This window comes from Leifsonia sp. NPDC014704 (assembly GCF_043083605.1).
Classification (GTDB): Bacteria; Actinomycetota; Actinomycetes; order Actinomycetales; family Microbacteriaceae; genus Leifsonia.
In genome coordinates this window covers 1,194,623-1,216,783 of sequence record NZ_JBIBYW010000002.1, presented here as the reverse complement: position 1 = coordinate 1,216,783, position 22,161 = coordinate 1,194,623, and the positions used below count along the sequence as shown (strand labels likewise).

The following is a 22,161-nucleotide window of genomic DNA, read 5'->3' as shown; positions in this document are numbered from 1 at the left end:
CGGTCCGGTTCGATCAGCCGACCGACGGGATGGTCACCTCGCCGCTGGCGAGCTTCTTCGCGAGCTCGTCGACCTGCGCGGCGATGTCCTTCGGCAGCTGCGGCGCGGCATCCACCGCGTTGATGTCGGCGAGGATCAGGCCCTTGTTGGCGATCGTCGACGTGTACGAGTGCTTGCCGAAGTCGCCCTTGTCGAGGTGACCGACGATCTCCTCGAGGGTGGGCGTGAAGTCCAGCTTCACCAGGCCGATGTTGACCTGCTTCGCGTCCGAGGAGGAGGTGCTCGAGGCGCCGAGGGTGGCGATCCCGGCCGCCTTGGCCGCGGAGAGCACGCCGGGGGTGTAGCCCTCCGCGCCGGTGACGATCAGCTTCGCGCCGGCCGCGATCTGCGCCTTCGCGGCCTGGTTCGCGAGGGCCGGGTCCTCCCAGCTGCCGGTGAAGATCGGCTTGAGCTCGGTCGCCGACGGGTTCGCGGCCTTGAGGCCAACGGTCAGCGCCTTGTACGTGGTCTCGTTGAACGGCGCCAGCTGGCCGTCGACGACGCCGACCGGCGAGAGACCGGACTTGCCCGCCACCCAGCCGGTCAGGTAGCCCTGCTGGTCGCTCGCGTACGTCCAGGTCTCGACGTTGGCGGTGGCCTTCTTCAGGATGTCGACGGAACCGGTCGCGACGAAGTGCGCCTTCGGCTGCTCCTTCGCCACGGTGAAGACCGAGTTGGCGAAATCGAGGCCCCAGCCGATGATGAGGTCGTAGCCCTGCGAGGCGTACTGGCGGAACGCCGCCTCAGCGTCGGAGGAGCTCGTCACGGACTCGCGGATCTGGGCCTTGATCTCGCCCTTCTTCTCGAGGGCGTGGGCGGCGTCGGCCGCGTACTGGTTGAATCCGCCGTCGTTGGCCAGGCCGCCGAGCACGACGGCGACCTTCAACTCGTGGGCGGAGGTCGCGTCGCCGCCGGCCGACGCCCCCGAGGAGCAGGCGGCCAGCACGGCGACGACGGGAACGGCGAGCAACGGAGTGAGGAGGGAGCGCAGCTTCATGGCGGGCGCCTTTCGTCGGGTGTGAGGGGGCAGTCACGGAATGTGGGTGCGCAACTTGTCGATAAGTTTGCCCAGCCCACGCGATCGGCGCGATACGACCCGAAACAAAACGCCACACTCCGCCGCGAGCGACGGATCAGAGGCTCAGACCCCGTCCCACGGCGGCCGAACCGTGCGGGCGAACGAATAGCGGACGACCTCCGGGAGGTGGTGCTCGAACGCGTAGAACAGCCGGCGTCCGCTCACGGAGACGCCGATGAGCTCGAACGTCATCACCGGCGTGCCCTCCGGCCGCTCCAGCAGGGCGGCCTGCCCGGCGTCGAGAGCCGCTGCACCCGGTGTCGCCACCTCCCAGACCAGGGACTCGTTCCACACCTGCGTGACGGCGGTGAACACGGAGTCGTCGAGCTCCCGCGGGGCGCCGTCGGGCAGCAGCAGGTAGCCGGAGGCGAGCATCGCCGGGCGGCCGTCCGCACGCCAGCGCTTGACGCTGCGGAGCGCAGGGCTGCCGGGCTCCGCGTCGAGCAGCGCGGCGATCGACGGGGGGAGCGGCTCCACCTCCGACCGCAGGATCTCGACCTCGGCCTCGTAGCCCATGCGGGAGAGCAGCACCGTGTGCTCGAACTGGTCCTCCAGCCGCACGCTCATGCGCAGGCCCACCTGGTCGACCGTGGTCGGTGCACCCTGCCGCCTGCGGAGGATGCCCTGCCGTTCCAGCTCCGCCAGGGCGTTGCGCAGCTGCTGACGCGTGCAGCCGAGCCGGGCGGTCAGCTCCAGTTCACCGGGGAGGGGTGCGTTGGCCGCCGCCGCCTCCCTGACCTCGCGCAGGAGCTGGTTGTGGAGGCTGCGGTCGGTCACAGTCTCCGAATCTAGCGGCTGAGCGCCGACGGGCGCAGGCCCGCCTCGAGCCGGGCCTTCGTGGCGTCGTCGGCGAAGCTCGCCGCGATCGAGGCCCGGGCGAAGCCGACGAGGTCGTCCTGATCGAGCCCGAAGGTCTCCGCGCACACCGCCCAGTCGGCCTCGAGCGTGGTGCCGAGCGGGGCCGGGTCGTCGGTGTTGATCGTCACGTTGACGCCCGCGTCGCGCAGCTCGACGAGCGGGTGGTCCCGCCAGTCGTCGTAGATGCCAAGCACGACGTTCGACCGGGGGCACACACCCAGCGGGATCTGCGTGTCGGCAAGGTAGCGCAGCAACTCCGGGTCCTCCACCGCCCGCACCCCGTGGTCGATGCGCTCGGCGTGGAGCAACTGGATGGCGTCCCACACGCCCTCGGGCCCGCTCGACTCCCCGGCGTGCACCGTCCGCCGGAAACCGGCCTCCTTCGCCAGCGAGAACGCCTCGGCGAACCGGCCGCTGACGCGTCCCGCCGACCGCTCGTCGCCGTCGATCGACAGGGCGACGACGCGACGGGGGCGCGCGTCGCGCAGCCACTCGACGACCTCGCGGGCCTCGGAGGCCGACTGCTGGCGCAGCAGCGAGTAGCAGAGGCGGACCTCGGCCAGGCCGTCCTGCTCCGCCTGCTCGAGTCCGGCCGCCAGCGCGTCGAAGAGCTCGGGGACGCGTCCCGCCCACGCTCCCCAATGGGTCGGGTTGATGATGGCGTCTGTGTAGCCGATGCCGGAGGCGGTTTGGCGGGCGGCGAAAGTGTAGGCGTGCCGGGCCGCCTGCTCGGCGGTGCGGACGAGCCCGCACTCCCAGTCCAGGAACCGGAGGAAGTCCGCGAGGTCGCCGGAGCCGTCGCTCGCGTCGTGCGTCGACACGTCGAACAGCGTGGCCGCGGGGCCGGGCAGGCGCTCCCCTGCGGCCTTGGCGAGGTCGAGCAGATCCACCAGTTCGAAGTTGCCCTCGAGGTGCACGTGCGTCTCCGCCTTCGGAAGTGCGCGGATCCAGGTTTCGTCGATCCGGCGGGCGGGCCCGGCGGCGCGGGTTGCGGGCAGTGTGGAGGCGACGGCGTCGGCGGGCATGGGCGAGGGCGGTCCTTTCGGCGGGTGGCCCGCCGACTCTATTCGCCGCCGCGGCTTGTTGACAAGTTCGGGTCGCCCTGTGTCAGACGGGCAGCCGCGACGCCTTGCCGAGGCTGTGCCACGTGCGGTTGTGGTAGACCAGCGGCGCTGCCGCCTCCTCGCGCACGTGCGACTGCAGCGCGTGCACCGCCACGATGGTGGAGTTCCCCGCGCTCATCGTGTCGACGACGCGACCGCGGATCCACGCGTGCGCGGCGGGGAAGTAGGGCTCGCCCGTCACCAGCCGGGTCCAGATGCCGGCGTCGGCGAACCGGTCGACCCCGCTCGTGGCGCACAGCTGCGCCAGGTCGAGCTGGTCCTCCGCCAGCAGATGGACCACCACGTTCTCCGCCCGGAGCAGGGTCGGCGCGCTCGACGAGTGCGCCGAGATCGAGAAGACCAGCAACGGAGGCTCGGCGCTCACCGAGAAGACGCTCGTCGCGGTGAGCCCGACCGGGCCCTCTCCATCGTCCGCAGTGATGACCGCGACACCCGCGGCATGGTTGCGGAACGCGAGCTTGAACTCGTCGGCGGTCAGGCCCAGCGGGAACCGGGCGGCCGGCTGCTCGTCGACGGCGGTGGATTCTGCGGCTCGCAGCTCGGTCATGGACACTCCTCCGACGGGTGCTCAGGGCACGGGACAGGTGGCGCTCATCATGCGCCCCACCGCGCCAGTGGCGTGCACCCGTGTTACGCCGCTTTACGCCGGTTCATCTTTCGCAACGTTTCCTGGTCGTCGTGATCGGCTCCTCCTAACGTGGTCGCATCGCGGCGATCCGGGCGGTCCCGGGCCCCGGCAGCAGACCAGGGGCGTTGCGGGTTCGACTCCCGCCGTCGCGTCGGAGGTGACGAGATGCTCGCGAACGACGACGTCGCCGAAGTGCGCGCCGAGACGACCGTGGCGGCCGCCCCGGCGGTGGTGTTCGACGCGCTGACGAAACCCTCGCTCCTCGGCCGCTGGTTCGCCGATCGGGCCGAGGTCTCCCTCCGCCCTGGTGGTTCGCTTGAGATCGTGCGCGACGGGAGGAGCGCCTCCGGTCACATCCTCGACGTCGTGATCCCGAGGCGGCTGCTCATCGCCTGGGATGCCGTGCAGGAGAGCCCGGTCGTCTTCCCCGGATCGGAGCTCGAGTTCTTCGTCTCCGCCGCCGACGGCGGCTCGCGCGTGCAGGCGGTGCTCTGGAAGGTGCCGGGCAGCCACGCGGATGCCTACTCCGCCGAGCTCTCCGCACAACTGGCCCGGCTCGCCGCGCTGCGACTTTTCGCTTTGTGACGGGCGCGGGCGACACGGCGTTCCCATCGGCGTAGCCTGCCTCCACATCGCCGGAGGAGGATCGCCATGAGCCTGGATCACTGGTGGGTCTGCGCACGACCGTTGACCGAGCGCGTCGGCACCCGGGACGGTTGCCCAGAAGACGACGTGCGGCTCATCGGATGGCCGCATCCCGGGCCGTCCGAGCGACGTGAGCACGCCGCCCGGACCGAGCCCGAGGCCGACCGGCGCGAGCCGGGAACCGGGTCACACCCCCACTGACAGCGCCCCGCTCCGCTCCGGGCGCTTCAGCCCGAGGCGGTCGCGCAGGGTGCCCGGCGTGTATTGCTCGGGGGTGAGCCCACGGCGCTGCAGCTCGGGCGTCACCAGCTCCACGAAGCGGTCCAGGCTGTACGGCAGCGTGAGCGACTGGACGATGAAGCCGTCGGCGGCGCGACCCTCCACCCGCTCCTCGATCTCGTCCGCGATGTCGGTCGCCGTGCCGACGACGATCCCCTCCCGGAACGTCCGTGCATACACCTCGCGCGGGGTCCGCGAGCCGGTCGGGGCCCGGAGGGCGTCGACGCGGCGGTTCGGCGACCGGGACTCGTTCGAGGTGTCGATCTGCTGCTCGTACTCGAACGGCTCGTCGGCCGACCGGCCGGTGAGGTCCTGCCCGATCGAGTGCGACACGTCCTCGACGATGAGCGCGTCCGGCGTGGAGGCGAGGAGGCTCTCGGCCAGGTCCTCCGCCTCGGCGCGCGTGCGCCCGACCACCGGCTGCAGGGTCGGGAGGATGTGGAACGCGTCCGGGTCGCGCCCTGCGTCGCCCACCTGCTCCTTCAGCCCGCGGTAGAACGCCTGCGCTTCCGGCAGCGGGCGGTACCCGGCGAACACCGCGTCCGCGGTCACGGCGGCGAGGTGCTGACCGGCCGGCGAGCCGCCGGCCTGGAACTGCACCGGGTAGCCCTGCACGGGCCGTGCGATGTTGAGCGGACCCCGGACCGTGAAGAACTCGCCGCGATGATCGGCCGTGCGCAGGCGGGAGCGGTCGGCGAAGATCCCGCTCTCCTTGTCGGCAGGGAAGGCGTCGTCGTCCCAGCTGTCCCAGAGCTCCTCGACGGTGCGGACGAACTCCTCGCCGCGCTCGTACCGGCGGGAGTGGTCGAGGTGGCTGTCGCCGCCGAAGTTGCGCGCCTCCTCGTCGTAGCGGGAGGTGACGAGGTTCCAGGCGGCGCGTCCGCCGCTCAGGTGGTCGAGCGAGGCCAGCGCCCTAGCGACGTGGTACGGCTCGTTGTACGTGGTCGAGATCGTCGCCGCCAGGCCGATGTGCTTCGTGTGCACGGACAGCGCGGAGAGCAGCGTGAGCGGCTCCAGCCGCAGCTGCCCGTAGTGGTCGACGCCGGAAGGGTGGCGATCCCAGAAGTAGAGTCCGTCGGCCAGGAAGATCGTGTCGAAGACACCGCGCTCCGCGGTCTGCGCGAAGTGCTTGTAATGGTCGATCGTCAGGTGCCGGTCGGGCCGTGCGGTCTCGTGCCGCCAGCCGGTGACGTGCGCGCCGCCCGGGTGGAAGGCGAACGCGCCGAGGTGGATGCGTCTGGTCATGCAGCGTACCTGCTCTCCGGTCGGGCGAGCCCCAGGTGCTCGCGCAGTGTGTCCCCGGCATACTCGGCCGGGTACACGCCCCGGTCGGTCAGGCGCGGGACGATCTCGGTCACGAAGTCGGAGAGGCTGTCCGGCAGCGTGGGGAACATCAGGATGAAGCCGTCTGCAGCCCGCTCCGTGTACGCCTCGACCAGCCGGTCGGCCAGCGAGTCCGGCGTGCCGAGGACGAAGCGCCGGCGCAGCACCTCCCGGTAGAGCTCGCGCAGCGTGAACTCTCGCTCGCCCAGCACCTTCAGGATGGATGCATATAGCGACTTCGACTGGTTGAAGCCCTCCGGGTCGGCGTCGAAGACGAACGGTTCGTCGAGCTCGCGCCGGCCGAGGTCCTCCCCGAGCCAGTGCGAGAGCAGGTCGAGGGCGACGCGCTCCGGCGTCAGCTCCTCCAGCAGGCGCAGCTTCTCCTCCGCCTCGGCCTGCGTCCGGCCGATGATCGGCTGTAGCGCGGGCAGCACCTTCACCGCTTCGGGGTCCCGTCCCGCCCGACGGGCGCGCAGCTTGTAGTCCTTGTAGAGCCGCCGCCCCTCGTCGAGATCGTCCGAGCCGAGCGTGAACACGGCGTCCGCCGTGCGGCCGGCGAGCGCTCGTCCCGCCTCGGAAGCGCCCGCCTGGAACAGCGGGAGGTGTCCCTGCGGCGGCCGCGGGATGTTGAGCGGCCCACGCACCGACAGGAACTCGCCCTCGTGCCCGAGCACGTGGACCTTGTCCCGGTCGGCGAAGATGCCGGTCGCCTTGTCGTGCGGGAAGGCGTCGTCGTCCCAGCTGTCCCAGAGGCCGTGCACGACCTCGACGAACTCCTCGCCGCGCCGGTAGCGCACCTCGTGATCCAGGTTGGCGTCGCGGCCGAAGTTGCGCGCTTCCTCGTCGCTCGCGCTCGTCACGAGGTTCCAGGCGGCCCGGCCGTCGCTCAGGTAGTCGAGCGAGGCGAGCTTGCGGGCGACGTGGTACGGCTCGTTGTACGTGGTGGAGATGGTCGCCGCAAGGCCGATCTTGGTCGTGAGCTGCGAGAGCGCGGAGAGCAGGGTCAGCGGCTCCGGGCGGATGTTGACGCCGTGGTCGACGCCGGAGTCGTAACGGTCCCAGACGTACAGCTCGTCGGCGAGGAACACCGTGGCGAACCGCCCGGCCTCCGCCGTGCGGGCGAAGTCCGCGTAGTAGTCCAGCTCGAGGTAGCGGGTCGGCTCCGCGGCGGGCGACCGCCAGCCGGTGATGTGCTCCCCGCCCGGGTAGAAGAGCCCGGCGCCGAGGACGAGGGGATGCCGCGCGGTCATCGTCCGACCCCCACGAGAGCGGGCGACGACCAGCCGAGGGCCGGCGCGATCTCGGCGGTGAACTGATCGAGCGCGTCGTGGCGCTGCGCGAAGCTGCCGTAGACCAGCTCCAGCTGCACCTGAAGGTGGGTCGTGGACCGGAAGGCGGGATGCGTGGCGATCGACTCCACGATGTCGTCCGTCGTGCCGTAATGCAGCCCGAGCGACGCGGCCTTCTCGGCCAGTGTCGTCGCTGGAGGCAGGAAGTCCTTGCCCCACGCCCACTTGCGTTCGATGCCCTCCTCTGCGCCGCGCAGCGCCTCCTCCCGGGTGCGGGCGGGGAGGACCAGGGTGGACAGACCGAGCCGTGGGAGGGCCCCGGGCGGGAGCCCGTCGAGGTAGGCGGCGGCGGTCGTCTCGGCCGGCACCGTCTGCGTGGTGCCGACCAGCACGCCGTAGCCGCGCTCCCCCGCGGCCCGGGCGCTCTCCGCGGTCAGGGTCGCCTCCCAGATGCGCTCCGTCAGGCTCGGCGCGACCGGGGCGAGGGTGTGTCCGTCGGCCGTCAGCGGATCGCCGCGGAGCGCGCCGAGCAGCACGTCGAGAGCGTCGAGGAACCGCTGCCGGCGGTCGTCGCGGTCCTCCGGCAGCGACCGGCCGAGCGCCTCGGCCGTTCCCGGGGCGCCGACGCCGTTGGCGACCCCCAGCTCGAGCCGGCCGCCGCTGATCGCATCCAGCACCGCCGCATCCTCCGCGACGCGCACCGGGTCCTCCAGCGGCAGGGTGATCGCGGCCGTGCCGAGACGCAGCCGCTCGGTGCGCTCGGCGAGCGCGGCCAGCAGCACGAACGGCGACGGGAGGCCGCCGGAGCGGGTGCTCCCGGAGCTGCGGAAGTGGAACTGCCGGACCCAGGCGTAGCCGAAGCCGGCCTTCTCGGCATGCTCGAACAGGCGAAGGAACTCGAGGTACGACTCGGCCTCGCTCGACTCCTCGGCGAAGTGCGCGAAGAGGCCGAGCTGCAGGGGCGCGTCGACGATCCGATCAGTCACGGCGGGGCTCCGATTCTCGTGGAAGGCCGCCACTGTAGACACGGCGGCGGCCGCTCCGTCTCGCCGTGTTTCGCCGTGTGTCGGAAATGTCGTTGTGTGTCGCCAGGGCTGGCGCCGCACGGACACGACGGGTTTGGGTTCTCCCCATGTCGAACGAACAGACCTGGCTACCGCCGGTCACCGAGACCCTCGTGCAGCGGTTCCCCGCCTACCCGGACGTGTGGAGCTTCCACCCCAGCGAGCGCTGGGTCCGCGGCTTCGTGGACGGCACGGCCGTGGTGGACAGCCACCGCCAGCTCCTCGTCTGGGAGCCGCGCCACAAGGTGCCCGAGTACGGCTTCCCGCTCGAGGACGTGCGCACCGACCTGCTGGTCGAGACGGATGCGCCGGAGGGCGACCTCGGCTACTACCGGCCGCGCCGGCCGCCGGCGCAGTGGTTCGACCTCCACGTCGGCGACCGGGTCGTGAAGCATGCGGCCTGGCGCTGGCCGGCCCCGGAGCTCGCCGGCTTCCTCGGCGTGAGCTGGTTCCCCGGCGTGCTCGACCGCTGGCTGGAGGAGGAGCAGCCCGTGTTCGCCCACCCCCGAGACCCGTTCAGCCGGGTGGACGCCCTGCCGAGCAGCCGCCGCGTCACGGTCTCGCGCGACGGCGTCGTGCTGGCCGACAGCGACGAGACGGTCGTGGTGTACGAGACCGGCCTCATCCCGCGCTACTACTTCCCGCCGGAGCACGTGCGTTTCGACCTCCTCGCCCCGGCCACGACGCTGACCGAGTGTCCGTACAAGGGCCACACCACTGGCTACTGGAGCACCGCGGACGGAGCTCTCGACGACATCGCCTGGACCTACGGCGAGCCGTCCACCGACGTGATCGCCATCGCAGGGCGCATCGCCTTCTACACAGAGCGCCTCGACCTGACGGTCGACGGCGTGCCCGCCTGACCCCTATCCCCCACCAGGAGAACCCGGACATGACCACCCCCACCACAATCCCCCGACAGCGCATCACTGCGCTCGCCGCCACCGTCGCCGCGGCCGTCGTGCTGCTCGCCGGCTGCGCGACCACCCCCGCGTCGTCCTCGTCCACCGGGGGCGCGATCGGGACCTACCGCATCCCGATCTCCGACCCGGGCGGTGACATCGACCCGCTGACGGCCGCCGACTACAACGCCATGCTGCTCACCGGCCTTGCCCAGGAGGGGCTCATCAGCCTCAACGCGAAGGGCGCCCTCGTCCCGCGCCTCGCCACGTCGTGGAAGCCGTCCGCGGACGGACTCACCTGGACCGTGGACCTGCGCCACGGCGCCGAGTTCAACGACGGCACTCCGGTGACGGCGAAGGACGTCGTCTCGACGTTCCAGGCGATCACGGCGGCCGACAGCACGTCGCCGGGCAAGAGCTCGTTCGACGGCATCCTGAAGTCCGTCGCGGTCGGGTCCGACGACCAGACCGTGACCTTCACGCTGGACCGCCCGTTCTCCGACTTCCCGCGGCTGCTGACCGGCGCGAACACCGCCATCCTGCCGGCCGGCTACACCCCGGGGAACTGGCTCAAGCATCCGGTCGGCGCGGGCCAGTTCGTGCTCGACAAGTACACGCCGGGCCAGGGCGCGAAGTTCTCGAAGAACCCGAAGTACTGGGATGCGAAGGACGTCAAGGTCGCCGGGGTCGAGCTCAAGGTCTACGCCGACAGCCAGGCCGAGCTGCTCGCCTTCCAGGCCGGTGAGATCGACAGGATCGACCAGACCAGCGAGGTCGCCGCCGCCGTCAAGGCCTCCGACTACACCGAGGTCAGTTCGGGCTACAACAAGTTCGACGGCATCTTCCTCAACGTCACCGCCGCCCCCTTCACCGACCCGAAGGTGCGCCAGGCCGTGGCGTGGGCGATCGACCGGAAGGGCCTGGTGAAGAACGTCTACGGCGGCAACGCGGTCGTGGCGAACGACACCGTGTACTTCCCGGACTACCCGGTCCAGCCGCAGGGGCTCGACCAGCGCGAGAAGGACACGGCCAAGGTCGCCGAGCTGCTCGGCGGCAAGACGGTGTCGTTCGACATCACCACCGACAACAAGCTCTACGGCGAGGTGCTGCAGCAGCAGCTCAACGCCGTCCCGGGCTTCAAGGTCGGGCTGAAGGTGCTCACCAGCGAGCAGTACTACGCCGACGGCGCCGACTCGCCCTGGCTGAACGCCCCACTGACGATCACGAACTGGGCGGTGCGCGCGCCGTCGCAGTACATCTCGCTGATCTTCACCGCGGGGGCGGCGTGGAACGCCTCCCACTACTCCAACCCGCAGCTGGAGGCGACCTCGGCCGCGTACGACAAGGCGACCGACGAAGCGACCAGGCAGAAGCTGGTGAACGAGATCGCCTCCACGGAGTGGAACGACCTCGCGGTCATCGTGCCGACCTTCGCCAAGGCCAAGGTGCTGCAGAACAAGCGGGTGCACGGGCAGTTCCCCGGCGCTCTCGACTTCTACACCGGCTACTCCTTCAAGGGCATCTCGATCACGGGCTGACCCGCCGAGAGGACGACCGACATGACAACGACCAGCCCCCGTCTCCGCGACCGCGATCCGGCGCGGCGGCGGGGGCTGTCGTCGCTCCCGCCGCGCCATCTCGCGCTGGCGGGCGTGATCGGGCGGCGCGCCGTCCAGATCCCGCTCGTGCTGCTCGTCGTGTCCGTGCTCGTGTTCTGGCTGGTCCAGGTCGTCCCCGGCGATCCCGGACGGAACGCGCTAGGCCCGTACGCCACGGCCGCCCAGGTGGCGGCGTGGAACGCGGAGCACGGGCTCGACGGCGGCATCGTCGAGCGCTACCTGCACTGGCTCGGCGGCTTCCTCACCGGCGACTGGGCACCAGCATCGTGTACGCGGAGCCCGCCTCGCAGCTCATCCTGAGCCGCCTGGGCAACTCCCTGCTGCTGGGAGCCCTCGCCTTCGCCCTGATGGTGCCGGTCGCGATCGCGCTCGGCGCGGTGCAGGCCTACCGGGAGGGCAAGCGGACCGACCGCGTGATCACGATCGTGCTGATGTCGCTGTCCGCGGTGCCGGAGTTCGTCATCGGCATCGTGTTCCTCATCGTGTTCGCGGTCTGGCTCGGCTGGGTGCCGGTCAGCTCCGCGGCGGACGCGCTGTCCTCCGACCCGCTGCTGCACCTGCGGGCGATGATCCTGCCCGCCGTGACGCTCGCCCTCGCGTACCTCGCCGTACTCGTCAGGATGGTGCGGACCGGCACGCTCGACACCCTCACCTCCCAATACCACCGGACGGCCGTGCTCAAGGGGCTTCGGCCCGCCCAGGTCGTGCGCTCGCACGTCGCCCGCAACGCGCTCGTGCCGACGATCTCGCTGCTGGGCATCTACCTCGGCACGCTCCTCGGCGGCTCCGCCATCGTCGAGTCCTTGTTCGGCTACCCCGGGCTGGGGGCCCTGCTGGTGACCGCCACCCAGAAGAAGGACATCGTGCTGCTCGAAGCCGGCGTCATGGTGACCGGCGTCATCTCACTGCTCGCGCTGCTGCTGACGGACGTCGTCTTCGCGCTCGTCGATCCGCGCATCCGATTCGACTCGAGGGAGTGACATGGCGATCGAAGACCTCCGGCTGACCGCCACGGGAACGCCCGGCACAGCCGCCCTCACCACGGCAGAGACGCGCATCCGGCGCGGGGTGGTGGTGCGCCTGCTGCGGCGTCCGACCTTCGTCGTCAGTGCGGTCGTCGTGCTGTTCTGGGTCGTCGCGGCCGTCGGCTGGCGCTGGTTCGGGCTGCAGCCGTTCGCGGACACCGGCCACCAGCTGGCCGCCCCCTCCGGCGCGTACTGGTTCGGCACCGACGACATCGGCCGGGATGTGTTCGCGCGCGCGCTCGCCGGCGCCGAGCCCGCGCTCGCCATCGGGCCGGCCGGGGTCATCCTGGCGACGGCGCTCGGCAGCACGATGGGCCTGATCGCCGGCTATCGGCGCGGCTGGGTGGATGCGGCCTTCATGCGTGTCTTCGACGTGTTCCTCGCCCTGCCGACGCTGATCTTCCTGCTCGTCATCGTCGGGGCGTTCGGCGCGGGCGTGCCGACCCTCATCCTCACGGTCGGGCTGGTGTTCGCGCCCGGCATCGCGCGCATCGTCCGCGCGGCGGTGCTCACCGAGATGGGCAAGCAGTACATCGTGACGGCCAAGCTGCAGCGGGAGTCGACCACTCGCATCCTGCTCCGGGAGCTGCTGCCGAACGTCTTCCCTACCATCCTCGTCCAGGCGACCCTCAGCCTGGCGGCGGCCATCTTCCTGTCGTCGTCGCTGTCCTTCCTCGGGCTCGCGTCGTCACCGCCGTCTCCGGACTGGGGCCTCGCGATCAGCGACAACCGCGCCTACCTGCAGAGTGCGAGCTGGACCGTCCTGTTCCCCGCCGCCGCGATCGCGTCCCTGGTCGTCGCCGTGCACCTGATCGCGGACAACCTGAAGGAGGTGCTGGACCGGTGAGCGAACCCGTCGTCCGCGTCGAGGGTCTTCACGTCGACTACACGATCGACGGCGACCGCCGACGCGTGGTCGAGGATGTCGACCTGACCATCCACGCCGGGGAGTCGTACGGCCTGGTCGGCGAGTCCGGGTCGGGGAAGAGCACGATCGCGCTTGCCCTCACCCGGTACCTGCCCGCCAACGCCACGGTCGCCGCCGACTGCCTGGAGGTCGCCGGCGACAGTGTTCTGCTGCTGGACAGGGAGGGCCTGCGGCGATACCGCGCCGACTCGATCGGGGTCGTCTATCAGGAGCCCGGCCTCGCGCTGAATCCCACCGCGACCGTCGGCGCGCAGCTCGCCGAGGTGTTCCGCGTCGGCGGCACCTCGCGCGCTGAGGCTCGGGCGGCCGCGATCGACGCGGCCCGCGACGTCGACCTTCCCCACCCGGAGGAGATCGTCCGCCGCTACCCGCATGAGCTCTCCGGCGGGCAGCAGCAGCGCGTGGTGATCGCGATGGCCTTGGCGACGGACCCGCGGCTGCTGATCCTCGACGAGCCGACGACCGGACTCGACAGCAGGGTGGAGGCGGGCATCCTCGCCCTGATCGAGCGCCTGCGCCGGGAGAAGCGCTTCGCGACGCTGCTGATCAGCCACAACCTGCCGCTGGTGGCGTCGCACTGCGACGAGGTGGCCGTGCTCCAGCGCGGCAGGATCGTCGAGAGGGCGGAGGCGACTCACGTGCTCACGCGGCCCACGCACTCGTACTCGCGCGACCTCGTCGCGGCCCTCCCCTCGCTGGACGGCGGCACCTCACGTCGGCCCGGTGCCCCCTCGCCGCTGCTGGAGCTGCGCGACGTGCGGAAGGACTTCGGGCGCAAGCGGGCGCTCGACAGCGTCTCCCTGACCGTCGGCGCGGGCGAGATCGTCGGCCTGGTCGGCGAGTCCGGCAGCGGCAAGTCGACGCTCGGCAGGATCGCCGCCGGGCTGACCTCGCATCAGGGCGAGCGGATCGTGCACACGACGGCACGCATCCCGGTGCAGGTGGTGTTCCAGAACCCGGATGCGTCGCTCAACCCGAGGCGGACGGTGCGCCAGGTGCTCACGCGCTCCATCCGCCTGCTCGGCGGCGACACGGACGCGGTGCGACTCGCAGACACCGTCGGACTCCCCGGCCACACGCTGGACAAGCTCCCGCACGAACTCTCCGGCGGCCAGAAACAGAGGGTCGCCATCGCGCGCGCCTTCGCAGGGCCCGTGCCGCTCGTCGTGTGCGACGAGGTCACCTCGGCGCTGGACGTGTCAGTTCAGGCGAGGATCCTCGACCTGCTCTCGGACCTCCGGGATCGGACGGGCGTCGCGTACCTGTTCGTCAGCCACGACCTCGCCGTCGTGCGTTCGCTCGCCGACCGGATCGTCGTGCTCAACGCCGGCCGGGTGGTGGAGGAGGGCCCGGCGGACGAGGTGATCCACTCCCCGAAGAAGGAGTACACCCGCGAACTCGTGCAGGCGGCGACCACCTTGCGGGCGGCGCTGGCGTAGAGAGGACCCGCGTCGCGGCCGAGTGTTTCACCGTGTGACGGCTCGGATGACGCGGACTCGCATCCCCTTTTATCCTCGGTACACCGCGATCGACAGACGAGAAGGACACCGTGACCCGTCAGCCCAGCCCCACCGCACAGGACGCCCTGCTCCGGGCCGCCTCCGGGCAGGGAGCGGGCATGTTCGACGACGGCTACGCCCTCCACCCCATCGCGCGGCAGGCCGCCATCTCGACGCCGTCGCACTGGGTCGACGCGTTCGTCGTCTCGGCGCGCGAGGACGGCTGGATCGACCTCGCCGGCTTCACGGGGGAAACCCTCCGCTGCTGGCACTTCGACGACCTGCGCGATGTGCTGACGCCCGGCAGCCCCGTCGCCGTGCACGCGCTCTACGGCGTGCTCGCCGCCGGGGACGAACTCCTCAACGTCAGCCTCGCGCAGTCCTGAGCCGGTGGGCCCAGGGCGGGCCCGCAGCGCTCACATCGCCATCATGGGCTTCATCGACGCCATCATCGCGTCGCAGGCGTCCGCGCAGTTCATGCACACCTGAGCGCACATCGCCGCGCTCGCGCTGTCGCCCATGGCACCGCAGTCGGCCGCGCACGCACGGCACATCGCCGACGTCGCCTGCAGCATGGCCATCATCGCGGCCATGTCGCCCTCGTTCGTCGGCATCGGGCGAAGCATCATCCGCATCATCGTGTTGCACATCTCGGCGCAGCTCATGCACATCGCCGAACCCGACATCCCGTCCGCCGACATGGAGCCGGCGCACATCGTGCAGGCCTGCTCACACGCCGCGCACGCCTCGATACATCGCTGCATCACCGTCATGTCCATGCCCGCCATCGGCCCCTGGGCCGTCTCGCTCATCATCGACATCATGCCGCTCATGTCATCCATTGCGCACTCCCGCTCCCGCCGACACGAGAGAGGCAGGTCGCCTCAGACCACCGTGCCGTTCCACACAAGAACATAGGAGCGTGCACCGGTCGCCACAAGATGGAACCACGGTCGGAAGTCGTGCGCATTGCTCGTCCTTCGGCCGCCTCAAAAGGTTGGCGTGGTGCACCGCCGCCACGTTCGGGGGCGTCCGCAACCGGTCGCATGGAACGTTCTCGTGGCAGGTCTCCCGTACGGGACCATTTGTCACGCCTCATTTCGACTGAAAATCGAAAGGTCACCGGATCGATGCCGGTCGGAGCCACCAGAGAGAACCCCGGTCCAACGCGAAATCCGGGGGCTTTTCGTTGAGCGGGCGAGGCCGTCGAAATGGCGTGTGACCGCCCATGTTCTCCGATGATCAGCAGCCGCCGGGCACCCGCCATCGCGGCGACCGCCCGGTCGAACTCGTCGAAGTCGAGCGGAGCGAGGGCGTTGGCCAGCTCCTCCCCCGCCGCGCGGAACATCGACGGCAGCCATTCGCGCGGGGCGCCCTCGTGGTCGACGACCTCCTGCTCGGCCGCGACGGCATGTCACGCAACAGCAGCAGGCGCAGATGCTGGAATCCCTTGAATCCGAGGCTCTGCGAGGCGCGGATGACGGTGGCGTTGGAGGTTCCGGTCCGCGCGGCCAGATCGGCGGCCGACATCATCGCGACATCCTCCGGGCTCTCGAGGATCGCTCGCGCCACCCGCTGCTCGCTCGGCACCAGGGCCGGGATCACCGAGTCGATGTAGGCGAGCGTGCCGCCCAACGGAGGATCGGCGCGAAGGGAGTCACTCATGGACCCGTGTCTACTATTTGACTCCGAACAGCATGCGACTCGGCCTACGATGCTCGAACCAGAGGCTCACGGAACCATGCGATGACGTGGTCTGCCCGCGCACATCGGTCGTAGCCATGACCACCCGATCGGGTCCATGATGCCGGAGTGACGAGCCGGGATGAACCGATCGGTCGCGGGCCGTGAATCCGGCGGCTCGCCGGGTGCAGGGCGTCTACCTGACCCTGATGCTCGGCAACACGCTGGCTGCGTCGTTCATCTGGGGCATCAACACCCTCTTCCTCCTCGACGCCGGGCTCTCGAACTTCGAGGCGTTCGCTGCGAACGCGTTCTTCACCGCCGGGATGGTGATCTTCGAGATCCCGACGGGTGTCGTCGCCGACACGATCGGCCGCAAGGCCTCGTACCTGCTGGGGACGATCACACTGTCGGTGACCACCGGCCTGTACTGGATGCTGTGGCTCTGGCACGCCCCGTTCGTCTGGTGGGCGATCGTGTCGGTGCTCCTGGGACTCGGCTTCACCTTCTTCTCCGGTGCGGTGGACGCCTGGCTCGTCGACGCCCTGGCGTTCGCCAAGTACACCGGGAGCCTGGAGGCCGTGTTCGGCCGCGGCCTGGTGGTCACCGGCATCGCAATGTTCGCCGGGTCGGTTCTCGGCGGGGTGATCGCCCAGGCGACCAACCTCGGCGTGCCGTTCCTTCTCAGAGCCGGGGTGCTGGTCGTCATGCTGGTGTTCGCCGCCATCGTGATGAAAGACCTCGGCTTCACCCCCGACCACTCGATGGGCCCGGTCGCGGCGACCAGGAACGTGCTGAAGCAATCGATCGATCACGGGCTGCGCAAGCGGTCGGTGCGCTGGATGATCCTGTCGGCGCCGTTCGCCTCCGGCGTCGGCATCTACGCCTTTTACGCGCTGCAGCCGTACCTGCTGGAGCTCTACGGGGACACGACCGCGTACTCGATCGCCGGCCTGGCCGCCGCCATCCTCTCGTTGGCTCAGGTCGCGGGCGGGGTGCTCGCCCCGCGCATCCGGGGCCTGTTCGCGAAGCGCACCACGACGGTGATCGGGGCATCGCCGACGAGCATCCTGGTCCTCGTGGTGCTGGGGCTGACCAGCCTCTTCTGGCTCGCGATCGTCTTGCTGGTGATCTGGGGCTTCGTGTTCGCGCTGGCCGGTCCGGTGCGTCAGGCCTACCTGAACGACATGATCCCCTCGAAGCAGCGCGCGACGGTGCTGTCGTTCGACTCGTTGTTCGGCAGCCTCGGCGGGGTGTTCATCCAACCGGCCCTCGGGCGCGCGGCCGACTTGTGGGGCTACGGCACGTCGCTCGTCATCGGCGGAGTGGTCGAGCTGATCGGCATCCCGTTCCTGTTCGCGAGCCGCCGCCAGAAGGACCCCGCGGACACTAGGACGGTGCAGACGGACCCTGAGCCGGTGGAGCCGATCGGGCCGGGGTCCGCGACGGCCGCCGGCCCGGACGTGGCCGGGCCGCCGCCGTCGTCGCCGTCGCCGTCGTGACGGTCACAACACCCGTGACGGTCACAACACCTGGGACAGGAACCGCTTCAACCGCTCCGAATGGGGATGGTCGAAGATGTCGGCCGGAGCACCCTGCTCGACGATGACTCCCCCGTCCATGAAGACGACCCGATCGGCCACCCGACGTGCGAAGCCCATCTCATGGGTGACGACGACCATCGTCATGCCTGCCTTCGCGAGACCGGTCATCACATCCAGAACACCCTTGACCAGTTCCGGGTCCAGCGCCGAGGTGACCTCGTCGAACAGCATGAGCTCCGGGTCCATCGCCAGCGCGCGGGCGATGGCGACGCGCTGCTGCTGACCGCCGGACAGCTGGGCGGGGCGCGACGAGGCCTTGTGAGCGAGCCCGACCTCGGTCAGACGCTCCACCGCGATCCGCTCGGCCTCCGCCTTTCCGATCCGCTTGACCTTGCGCAGGGAGATCGTGATGTTCTCCAGAACGGTCATGTGCGGGAACAGGTTGAAGTTCTGGAACACCATCCCCATGCGGCTGCGCACCGCGTCGATATTCGTCTTCGGCGCCGTGATGTCCTCACCGTCGACGATCACCCGACCGGCGCTCGGATCCTCCAGCCGGTTCAGCAGACGCAGGAGCGTCGACTTGCCGGAACCCGAGGGGCCGATGATGCACACCACCTCCCCCGGCTCGATCTCGAGGTCGATGCCCTTCAGCACCTCGAGCGGGCCGAAGCGCTTGTGGATTCCCTCCACGGCCACCCGACCGGCCTTCACCGGTGCCGTCATCGCCGTCTCTGCTGCCATGGTGAGTCGCACGTCCTTCTGTTCGGGCCGGCTGTCGATCTGCGTCACTTGTCCGCTCCTTCCCGCTGCTGCGCCGACACCGGAGCGGTCGGCGCCAGGTTGGCGGCGTCGGCCTCGCCGGTCATGGCGTTCTCCGGCTTGCGGCCGGTCTTGAAGCGCTTGTCCATCCAGTTGACGACGTACGTGAGCGGGATGGTGATGATCAGGTACATGATCCCGGCGGCGACGAGCGGCGAGAGGTTGCCGGTCTGCTGCGCCGCATCCTGGCCGATGCGGTACAGCTCCCGCTCCGACACCGTGAAGCCCAGGAGGTACACGAGGCTGGAGTCCTTGATCGTCGCGATGAACTGGTTCGTCAGCGCGGGCAGGACGTTGCGCACACCCTGCGGGATGACGATCAGCCGCATCGCCATCCCGTGCGGCATGCCCAGCGCCCGCGCCGCCTCCAGCTGACCGGCCGGCAGCGCCTGGATGCCGGAGCGGAAGATCTCCGCGATGTACGCGCCGGCGATGAGCCCCAGGGTGAGGATGCCGTACGGGTACGAGCTGTCGCCGAAGATCCGCACGCCCATCAGCGGGAGCCCCTGCCCGAGCAGGAAGATCGTGAGGATGACCGGCAGTCCGCGCATGAGGTCGACGTACACCCGGGCCGGGATGCGGAGCCACGCCCGCTTCGACAGGCTCGCCACCGCGATCACGATGCCGACGATCGTGCCGAGGATCATCGCGCCGATGGCGAGGAGGAGCGTGTTGGGGAGCCCCGTGATGATGAGGTCGGGGAGGATCGCCGTGATCTGGTCCCAGTTGAAGAAGCCGTTGATGATGTCCATGTCGTTCTCCCTTGGCCGGCCCGGGTGCGCGTCCGGTTACTCGACCGAGTACTTGTTGGAGGGGTGGGCCGCGTAGTACTTCTTCAGCCAGTCGATGACGGGCTGGGCGTCGTCGGCGGGGTTCCACTTCTCGAGCATCTTCTGCGTGGTGCCGTCGGCGAGGAACGTGCGCAGCTGCTCGTTGAGCGCGACCCGGAGGTTGGTGGCCTTCTTGTTGAGGATCCAGGCTCCGCCGCGGTCCTCGGGGTTGACCGCCGACAGCGCGACCTTGAAGCCGAACTGGCTGGTGTACGCCTTCGCGTTCTGCGGGTCGACGAGGATGCCGTCGAGGCCGCCGCCGGAGAGCGCGAGCCGCGCCGCGTTGTTGGACGGGAAGGTGACGATGTTCGCCTTGGTCCAGTACTTCTGCGCGTACTGCAGCGCCTGGCTCGACTGCAGGATGCCGATCTTCTTGCCGTCGACGTCGTCCTCTGTCTTGATGTCCGAGTTCTTCGGCACGACCAGGGCGTTGTTGCCGATGATGTCCGGGAGGGTGAAGTCGACCGTCTTGCGGCGGACGTCGGTGTCGGCGATCGACCCCATCGTCATGTCGGCCTGACCGCCGGCGACCAGCGGGATGAGGGTGTCGAAGTCGCGGCCCGTGATGTCGACCTTCAGCCCGAGGTTCTTCGCCGCCTCCTCGACCAGCGCGATGTCGACGCCGACCCACTTCTTGTCCTTGATGTAGGCGAAGGGGGTGAGGTCGCTGCTGGTGACGATGGTGATGACACCCGGCTTGATGGTCTCGTACTTCGAGGTCGCGCTTCCGGCGGTCGATTCGGTTCCGGCGCTGGAACCGCTCGAGCACGCGGTGGTGGCGACGAGCGCCGCGGTCAGGACCGCTGCAGCGAGGGATGCTCTGGTGAGTCGCTTCATTTCGTTGCTCCAATGGTGGTGGTGGACGTGGTGCTGGGGGCGGCTCCCGCCGAGAACCGGTCGGGAGAGAACAGGCTGAGGTCGAGGTCGGTCTCGCCGGTCAGCGCCAGCTGGGCGGCGACATCCCCGTTGGCGGCCGACATCTTGAAGCCGCGGCCCGAGCACGCCGACAGGACGACGAGCCGCGGGTGGTCGGCGGGGATGCCGATGGTGAACTCCTCGTCCGGCGTCATCGTGATCATGCAGCCGCCCGAGTAGGCGGGGACGGGCTCGAGGTCGGGCAGGGTCTCGGCGACGAAGCGGCGGACCCGGGCGAGCTCCCAGTCCTCGACCTCCTTCTTGTTCGCCGAGGGATCGACGATCTCGTAGCCCTCGGTGAAGTCCAGGCCGATCTTGACGCCGTATTCGTCGAACTCGGGGAGGCCCCAACCGGTCTCGCCGATCGCCTCGTGCGTGAAGGCGGGGAACGCCTCCGCGGTGAAGAGGGACTCGCGGCCGGCCTTCGGCGTGAACCAGGAGAGCGTGGCCCGGCGGGGGGTCAGTTCCAGCGGGAGGAAGGGCAGGAGCGTGCGCTGCCAGGCCCCCGCGGCGACGATCGCCGTCCCGACCTCCCAGGTGCGCTCAGCGGTGACGACGAGCACCGAATCGGCCTGCGGGATCACCTCGAGCACGGCCGCGTCGACCACACGGGCGCCATGCTTCCGCGCGAGCATCCACTCGGTGCGGATGGCGAGTTCCGGCTGGAGGTAGCCGCTCGCCGGATCGATCACCCCGATGTCTCCTGGCTCGATGACGTGCTGCGGGAAGCGGCGGCGCAGTTCCGATTCGTCCAGGTACTCGAGCGGCAGACCGGTCTCAGCGGCGACCTTCTCGAGGCCGGCGATCAGCGGTCCGTCGGAACGGCCGATGGAGAGGCCTCCGGTCATGTGCAGGATGGACTCGCCGCTCTCCGACTCCAGGTCCCGCCACAGGCCGACGGCCCGCTGCGCCAGGGCGGATTCCTGCGGCCCCTGCGGCGTGACCGACTTGAACACGCGGGAGTAGCCGTGCGACGAGCCGCGGTCGTGGCCTGAGCCGAACTGCTCGAACCCGATCACATCCGCTCCGCGCACCGCCGCACGCCAGAGGGCGGCACTTCCCGCGGCTCCCAAACCGATTACGCCTACCTGCGCGTCCACTTCGCTCCTCACTGAAAACGACCGGCTTCACCTTTCGGCCGGTCCCTTTCTTGGGGTCCGGCGGCGAAGTAACGGAAGTCAAACACAGCAAACCGGAACTAGTCAAGCGGAAACAAGGGGGTAATCAGAACGTAACAGAACGCCGCACGACGGCGGGTTGCGAAGCGGGTCGAGTCAGACGCGTGCGACGCGACCGATGACGGCCTCGAGCTCCGCCGCCTGCTGGACCGACAGACCCGTGTCGGTGATGAGCAGGTTGATGTCCGAGAGTTCGCCATAGCGGCAGAACGAGACGCGTCCGACCTTGCTGTGATCGGCGAGCAGGACGCGGCGGTTGGAGCACCGGAGGGCGGCGCGCTTGGTCTCGGCCTCCGCGATGTCGGGCGTGGTGAGCCCGCGCTCCAGGCTGAGGCCGTTGGTGCCGAGGAACGCGACGTCGACGAAGAGGTCCTCGAGGTTTCTGATGGCCAGCGAGTCGACGCTCCCGAGGGTCACGGAACGCACCCGCCCACCCAGGATCACGACCGTCGCGGCGGTCGAACGGGTGGCCAGCGACTGGGCTATGGGAAGCGAGTTCGTGACGACGGTGACGGGGAAATCCGCGGGGATGAGGTCGGCCAGGTGGGCCGTCGTCGAGCCGGTCTCGATGAAGATGACGCCGCCGGCCGGGATCTCGTCGACCGCGGCACGCGCGATCCGCTCCTTCTCAGCCGTCCACTCGGTGCGCGCCGTGATCCCGGGCTCGAACGCCGGCGTCTCCACCGGGATGCCCCCTCCGTGGACGCGCACGATGAGGCCGTCCGCCTGCAGGGCCGCTAGGTCCTTCCGCACGGTTTCCGGCGTGACGGCGAGCGACTTCGCGGCCGCGTTGACGCGCACGCGTCCGTGCTGCCGGGCCGTCTCGAGAAGCAGTCGCTGCCGCTCCGGTCCCGACAGACGCTCCTCGTCGTCGATCGACGTCATGTCG

24 protein-coding genes are annotated in these 22,161 nt (G+C 69.9%); 10 read left to right on the top strand and 14 right to left on the bottom strand.

Features of this window, described 5'->3' with window-relative positions; translation table 11 throughout:
* Positions 1 to 13: 13 nt before the first annotated feature.
* From ACF1AJ_RS17370 to ACF1AJ_RS17355, 4 genes are all read right to left on the bottom strand, one after another.
* Positions 14 to 1,036 carry a BMP family ABC transporter substrate-binding protein gene (locus ACF1AJ_RS17370; RefSeq protein ID WP_391508484.1) on the bottom strand — a complete coding sequence of 341 codons (1,023 nt, stop codon included), beginning with the start codon at positions 1,034 to 1,036 and terminating at the stop codon, positions 14 to 16.
* A gap of 144 nt (positions 1,037 to 1,180) precedes the next feature.
* The gene (locus tag ACF1AJ_RS17365; protein ID WP_089914632.1) at positions 1,181 to 1,894 is read right to left on the bottom strand and encodes a GntR family transcriptional regulator; all 714 of its coding nucleotides are present in this window, start codon (positions 1,892 to 1,894) and stop codon (positions 1,181 to 1,183) included.
* Between the two features lie 11 nt (positions 1,895 to 1,905).
* The gene (gene add / locus ACF1AJ_RS17360; RefSeq protein ID WP_391508483.1) at positions 1,906 to 3,000 is read right to left on the bottom strand and encodes an adenosine deaminase; all 1,095 of its coding nucleotides are present in this window, start codon (positions 2,998 to 3,000) and stop codon (positions 1,906 to 1,908) included.
* An 82-nt stretch (positions 3,001 to 3,082) separates the two neighbouring features.
* Positions 3,083 to 3,646, bottom strand: a complete 564-nt coding sequence (locus ACF1AJ_RS17355; protein ID WP_391508482.1) for a flavin reductase family protein — start codon at positions 3,644 to 3,646, stop codon at positions 3,083 to 3,085.
* A 246-nt stretch (positions 3,647 to 3,892) separates the two neighbouring features.
* Here ACF1AJ_RS17355 and ACF1AJ_RS17350 point away from each other — a divergent pair, with 246 nt between their 5' ends.
* The gene (locus ACF1AJ_RS17350) at positions 3,893 to 4,312 is read left to right on the top strand and encodes an SRPBCC domain-containing protein (RefSeq protein WP_089914641.1); all 420 of its coding nucleotides are present in this window, start codon (positions 3,893 to 3,895) and stop codon (positions 4,310 to 4,312) included.
* Between the two features lie 66 nt (positions 4,313 to 4,378).
* The gene (locus ACF1AJ_RS17345) at positions 4,379 to 4,573 is read left to right on the top strand and encodes a hypothetical protein (protein WP_391508481.1); all 195 of its coding nucleotides are present in this window, start codon (positions 4,379 to 4,381) and stop codon (positions 4,571 to 4,573) included.
* On the opposite strand, the gene ACF1AJ_RS17340 is transcribed toward ACF1AJ_RS17345, so the two are convergent.
* Genes ACF1AJ_RS17340 through ACF1AJ_RS17330 form a run of 3 tightly spaced genes read right to left on the bottom strand, consistent with a single transcriptional unit; the run spans position 4,559 to position 8,249 of the window.
* Positions 4,559 to 5,896: an NtaA/DmoA family FMN-dependent monooxygenase gene (locus ACF1AJ_RS17340; protein ID WP_391508480.1), complete on the bottom strand. Its 1,338-nt coding sequence runs from the start codon at positions 5,894 to 5,896 to the stop codon at positions 4,559 to 4,561. The two genes, ACF1AJ_RS17345 and ACF1AJ_RS17340, sit on opposite strands and share 15 nt — an antisense overlap.
* Positions 5,893 to 7,224, bottom strand: coding sequence for an LLM class flavin-dependent oxidoreductase (locus ACF1AJ_RS17335; RefSeq protein WP_391508479.1), 1,332 nt, complete (start codon positions 7,222 to 7,224; stop codon positions 5,893 to 5,895). The genes ACF1AJ_RS17340 and ACF1AJ_RS17335 overlap by 4 nt, the downstream gene beginning before the upstream one ends.
* Positions 7,221 to 8,249 carry an LLM class flavin-dependent oxidoreductase gene (locus ACF1AJ_RS17330; RefSeq protein WP_391508477.1) on the bottom strand — a complete coding sequence of 343 codons (1,029 nt, stop codon included), beginning with the start codon at positions 8,247 to 8,249 and terminating at the stop codon, positions 7,221 to 7,223. The genes ACF1AJ_RS17335 and ACF1AJ_RS17330 overlap by 4 nt, the downstream gene beginning before the upstream one ends.
* A gap of 146 nt (positions 8,250 to 8,395) precedes the next feature.
* Between ACF1AJ_RS17330 and ACF1AJ_RS17325 the strand changes: the two genes are divergently transcribed.
* The 7 genes from ACF1AJ_RS17325 to ACF1AJ_RS17295 all read left to right on the top strand — a co-directional run bounded on the left by ACF1AJ_RS17325 (position 8,396) and on the right by ACF1AJ_RS17295 (position 14,686).
* The gene (locus ACF1AJ_RS17325) at positions 8,396 to 9,190 is read left to right on the top strand and encodes a DUF427 domain-containing protein (RefSeq protein WP_391508476.1); all 795 of its coding nucleotides are present in this window, start codon (positions 8,396 to 8,398) and stop codon (positions 9,188 to 9,190) included.
* Positions 9,191 to 9,219: 29 nt separating this feature from the next.
* Positions 9,220 to 10,767 carry an ABC transporter substrate-binding protein gene (locus ACF1AJ_RS17320; protein WP_391508475.1) on the top strand — a complete coding sequence of 516 codons (1,548 nt, stop codon included), beginning with the start codon at positions 9,220 to 9,222 and terminating at the stop codon, positions 10,765 to 10,767.
* A gap of 21 nt (positions 10,768 to 10,788) precedes the next feature.
* Positions 10,789 to 11,148, top strand: coding sequence for a hypothetical protein (locus ACF1AJ_RS17315; RefSeq protein ID WP_391508474.1), 360 nt, complete (start codon positions 10,789 to 10,791; stop codon positions 11,146 to 11,148).
* A complete protein-coding gene (locus ACF1AJ_RS17310; RefSeq protein ID WP_391508473.1) occupies positions 11,115 to 11,828 on the top strand; it encodes an ABC transporter permease in 714 nt (237 codons plus the stop codon). Before ACF1AJ_RS17315 ends, ACF1AJ_RS17310 begins: the two co-directional genes overlap by 34 nt.
* A 1-nt stretch (position 11,829) precedes the next feature.
* Positions 11,830 to 12,720, top strand: a complete 891-nt coding sequence (locus ACF1AJ_RS17305; protein WP_391508472.1) for an ABC transporter permease — start codon at positions 11,830 to 11,832, stop codon at positions 12,718 to 12,720.
* Positions 12,717 to 14,240, top strand: coding sequence for an ATP-binding cassette domain-containing protein (locus ACF1AJ_RS17300; protein ID WP_391508471.1), 1,524 nt, complete (start codon positions 12,717 to 12,719; stop codon positions 14,238 to 14,240). The genes ACF1AJ_RS17305 and ACF1AJ_RS17300 overlap by 4 nt, the downstream gene beginning before the upstream one ends.
* A 110-nt stretch (positions 14,241 to 14,350) precedes the next feature.
* Positions 14,351 to 14,686 carry a hypothetical protein gene (locus ACF1AJ_RS17295; protein ID WP_391508470.1) on the top strand — a complete coding sequence of 112 codons (336 nt, stop codon included), beginning with the start codon at positions 14,351 to 14,353 and terminating at the stop codon, positions 14,684 to 14,686.
* Between the two features lie 30 nt (positions 14,687 to 14,716).
* Here ACF1AJ_RS17295 and ACF1AJ_RS17290 read toward each other — a convergent pair whose 3' ends face one another.
* Together ACF1AJ_RS17290 and ACF1AJ_RS17285 are read right to left on the bottom strand one after the other, a co-directional pair.
* Positions 14,717 to 15,142 (bottom strand): hypothetical protein, encoded by a 426-nt coding sequence (locus ACF1AJ_RS17290; RefSeq protein WP_391508469.1) that lies wholly within the window; start codon positions 15,140 to 15,142, stop codon positions 14,717 to 14,719.
* 400 nt (positions 15,143 to 15,542) lie between these two features.
* The gene (locus ACF1AJ_RS17285) at positions 15,543 to 15,965 is read right to left on the bottom strand and encodes a MurR/RpiR family transcriptional regulator (protein ID WP_391508468.1); all 423 of its coding nucleotides are present in this window, start codon (positions 15,963 to 15,965) and stop codon (positions 15,543 to 15,545) included.
* Between the two features lie 182 nt (positions 15,966 to 16,147).
* Here ACF1AJ_RS17285 and ACF1AJ_RS17280 point away from each other — a divergent pair, with 182 nt between their 5' ends.
* The gene (locus tag ACF1AJ_RS17280; protein ID WP_391508467.1) at positions 16,148 to 17,485 is read left to right on the top strand and encodes an MFS transporter; all 1,338 of its coding nucleotides are present in this window, start codon (positions 16,148 to 16,150) and stop codon (positions 17,483 to 17,485) included.
* A gap of 21 nt (positions 17,486 to 17,506) precedes the next feature.
* Here the strand turns inward: ACF1AJ_RS17280 and ACF1AJ_RS17275 are convergent, their stop codons facing one another.
* The 5 genes from ACF1AJ_RS17275 to ACF1AJ_RS17255 all read right to left on the bottom strand — a co-directional run bounded on the left by ACF1AJ_RS17275 (position 17,507) and on the right by ACF1AJ_RS17255 (position 22,157).
* The gene (locus tag ACF1AJ_RS17275; protein WP_391508782.1) at positions 17,507 to 18,271 is read right to left on the bottom strand and encodes an amino acid ABC transporter ATP-binding protein; all 765 of its coding nucleotides are present in this window, start codon (positions 18,269 to 18,271) and stop codon (positions 17,507 to 17,509) included.
* Positions 18,272 to 18,315: 44 nt separating this feature from the next.
* Positions 18,316 to 19,101, bottom strand: a complete 786-nt coding sequence (locus tag ACF1AJ_RS17270) for an amino acid ABC transporter permease (RefSeq protein ID WP_391508466.1) — start codon at positions 19,099 to 19,101, stop codon at positions 18,316 to 18,318.
* 36 nt (positions 19,102 to 19,137) lie between these two features.
* The gene (locus tag ACF1AJ_RS17265; protein ID WP_391508465.1) at positions 19,138 to 20,016 is read right to left on the bottom strand and encodes an ABC transporter substrate-binding protein; all 879 of its coding nucleotides are present in this window, start codon (positions 20,014 to 20,016) and stop codon (positions 19,138 to 19,140) included.
* Positions 20,013 to 21,194, bottom strand: a complete 1,182-nt coding sequence (gene solA, locus ACF1AJ_RS17260) for an N-methyl-L-tryptophan oxidase (RefSeq protein ID WP_391508464.1) — start codon at positions 21,192 to 21,194, stop codon at positions 20,013 to 20,015. The genes ACF1AJ_RS17265 and solA overlap by 4 nt, the downstream gene beginning before the upstream one ends.
* A 174-nt stretch (positions 21,195 to 21,368) precedes the next feature.
* On the bottom strand, positions 21,369 to 22,157 hold the full coding sequence (locus tag ACF1AJ_RS17255) for a DeoR/GlpR family DNA-binding transcription regulator (protein WP_309853865.1): 789 nt from the start codon (positions 22,155 to 22,157) through the stop codon (positions 21,369 to 21,371).
* Positions 22,158 to 22,161 lie beyond the last annotated feature (4 nt).

Excerpts from the sequence above, each read along its gene's own strand:
- ACF1AJ_RS17325 (WP_391508476.1), top strand. The coding sequence starts at position 8,396 with ATGTCGAACGAACAGACCTGGCTACCGCCGGTCACCGAGACCCTCGTG.
- ACF1AJ_RS17305 (WP_391508472.1), top strand. The coding sequence starts at position 11,830 with ATGGCGATCGAAGACCTCCGGCTGACCGCCACGGGAACGCCCGGCACA.
- ACF1AJ_RS17315 (WP_391508474.1), top strand. The coding sequence starts at position 10,789 with ATGACAACGACCAGCCCCCGTCTCCGCGACCGCGATCCGGCGCGGCGG.
- ACF1AJ_RS17290 (WP_391508469.1), bottom strand. The coding sequence starts at position 15,142 with ATGGATGACATGAGCGGCATGATGTCGATGATGAGCGAGACGGCCCAG.
- add (WP_391508483.1), bottom strand. The coding sequence starts at position 3,000 with ATGCCCGCCGACGCCGTCGCCTCCACACTGCCCGCAACCCGCGCCGCC.
- ACF1AJ_RS17350 (WP_089914641.1), top strand. The coding sequence starts at position 3,893 with ATGCTCGCGAACGACGACGTCGCCGAAGTGCGCGCCGAGACGACCGTG.
- ACF1AJ_RS17370 (WP_391508484.1), bottom strand. The coding sequence starts at position 1,036 with ATGAAGCTGCGCTCCCTCCTCACTCCGTTGCTCGCCGTTCCCGTCGTC.
- ACF1AJ_RS17355 (WP_391508482.1), bottom strand. The coding sequence starts at position 3,646 with ATGACCGAGCTGCGAGCCGCAGAATCCACCGCCGTCGACGAGCAGCCG.
- ACF1AJ_RS17285 (WP_391508468.1), bottom strand. The coding sequence starts at position 15,965 with ATGAGTGACTCCCTTCGCGCCGATCCTCCGTTGGGCGGCACGCTCGCC.
- ACF1AJ_RS17320 (WP_391508475.1), top strand. The coding sequence starts at position 9,220 with ATGACCACCCCCACCACAATCCCCCGACAGCGCATCACTGCGCTCGCC.
- ACF1AJ_RS17335 (WP_391508479.1), bottom strand. The coding sequence starts at position 7,224 with ATGACCGCGCGGCATCCCCTCGTCCTCGGCGCCGGGCTCTTCTACCCG.
- ACF1AJ_RS17275 (WP_391508782.1), bottom strand. The coding sequence starts at position 18,271 with ATGGCAGCAGAGACGGCGATGACGGCACCGGTGAAGGCCGGTCGGGTG.
- ACF1AJ_RS17345 (WP_391508481.1), top strand. The coding sequence starts at position 4,379 with ATGAGCCTGGATCACTGGTGGGTCTGCGCACGACCGTTGACCGAGCGC.
- ACF1AJ_RS17265 (WP_391508465.1), bottom strand. The coding sequence starts at position 20,016 with ATGAAGCGACTCACCAGAGCATCCCTCGCTGCAGCGGTCCTGACCGCG.
- ACF1AJ_RS17270 (WP_391508466.1), bottom strand. The coding sequence starts at position 19,101 with ATGGACATCATCAACGGCTTCTTCAACTGGGACCAGATCACGGCGATC.
- ACF1AJ_RS17340 (WP_391508480.1), bottom strand. The coding sequence starts at position 5,896 with ATGACCAGACGCATCCACCTCGGCGCGTTCGCCTTCCACCCGGGCGGC.
- ACF1AJ_RS17255 (WP_309853865.1), bottom strand. The coding sequence starts at position 22,157 with ATGACGTCGATCGACGACGAGGAGCGTCTGTCGGGACCGGAGCGGCAG.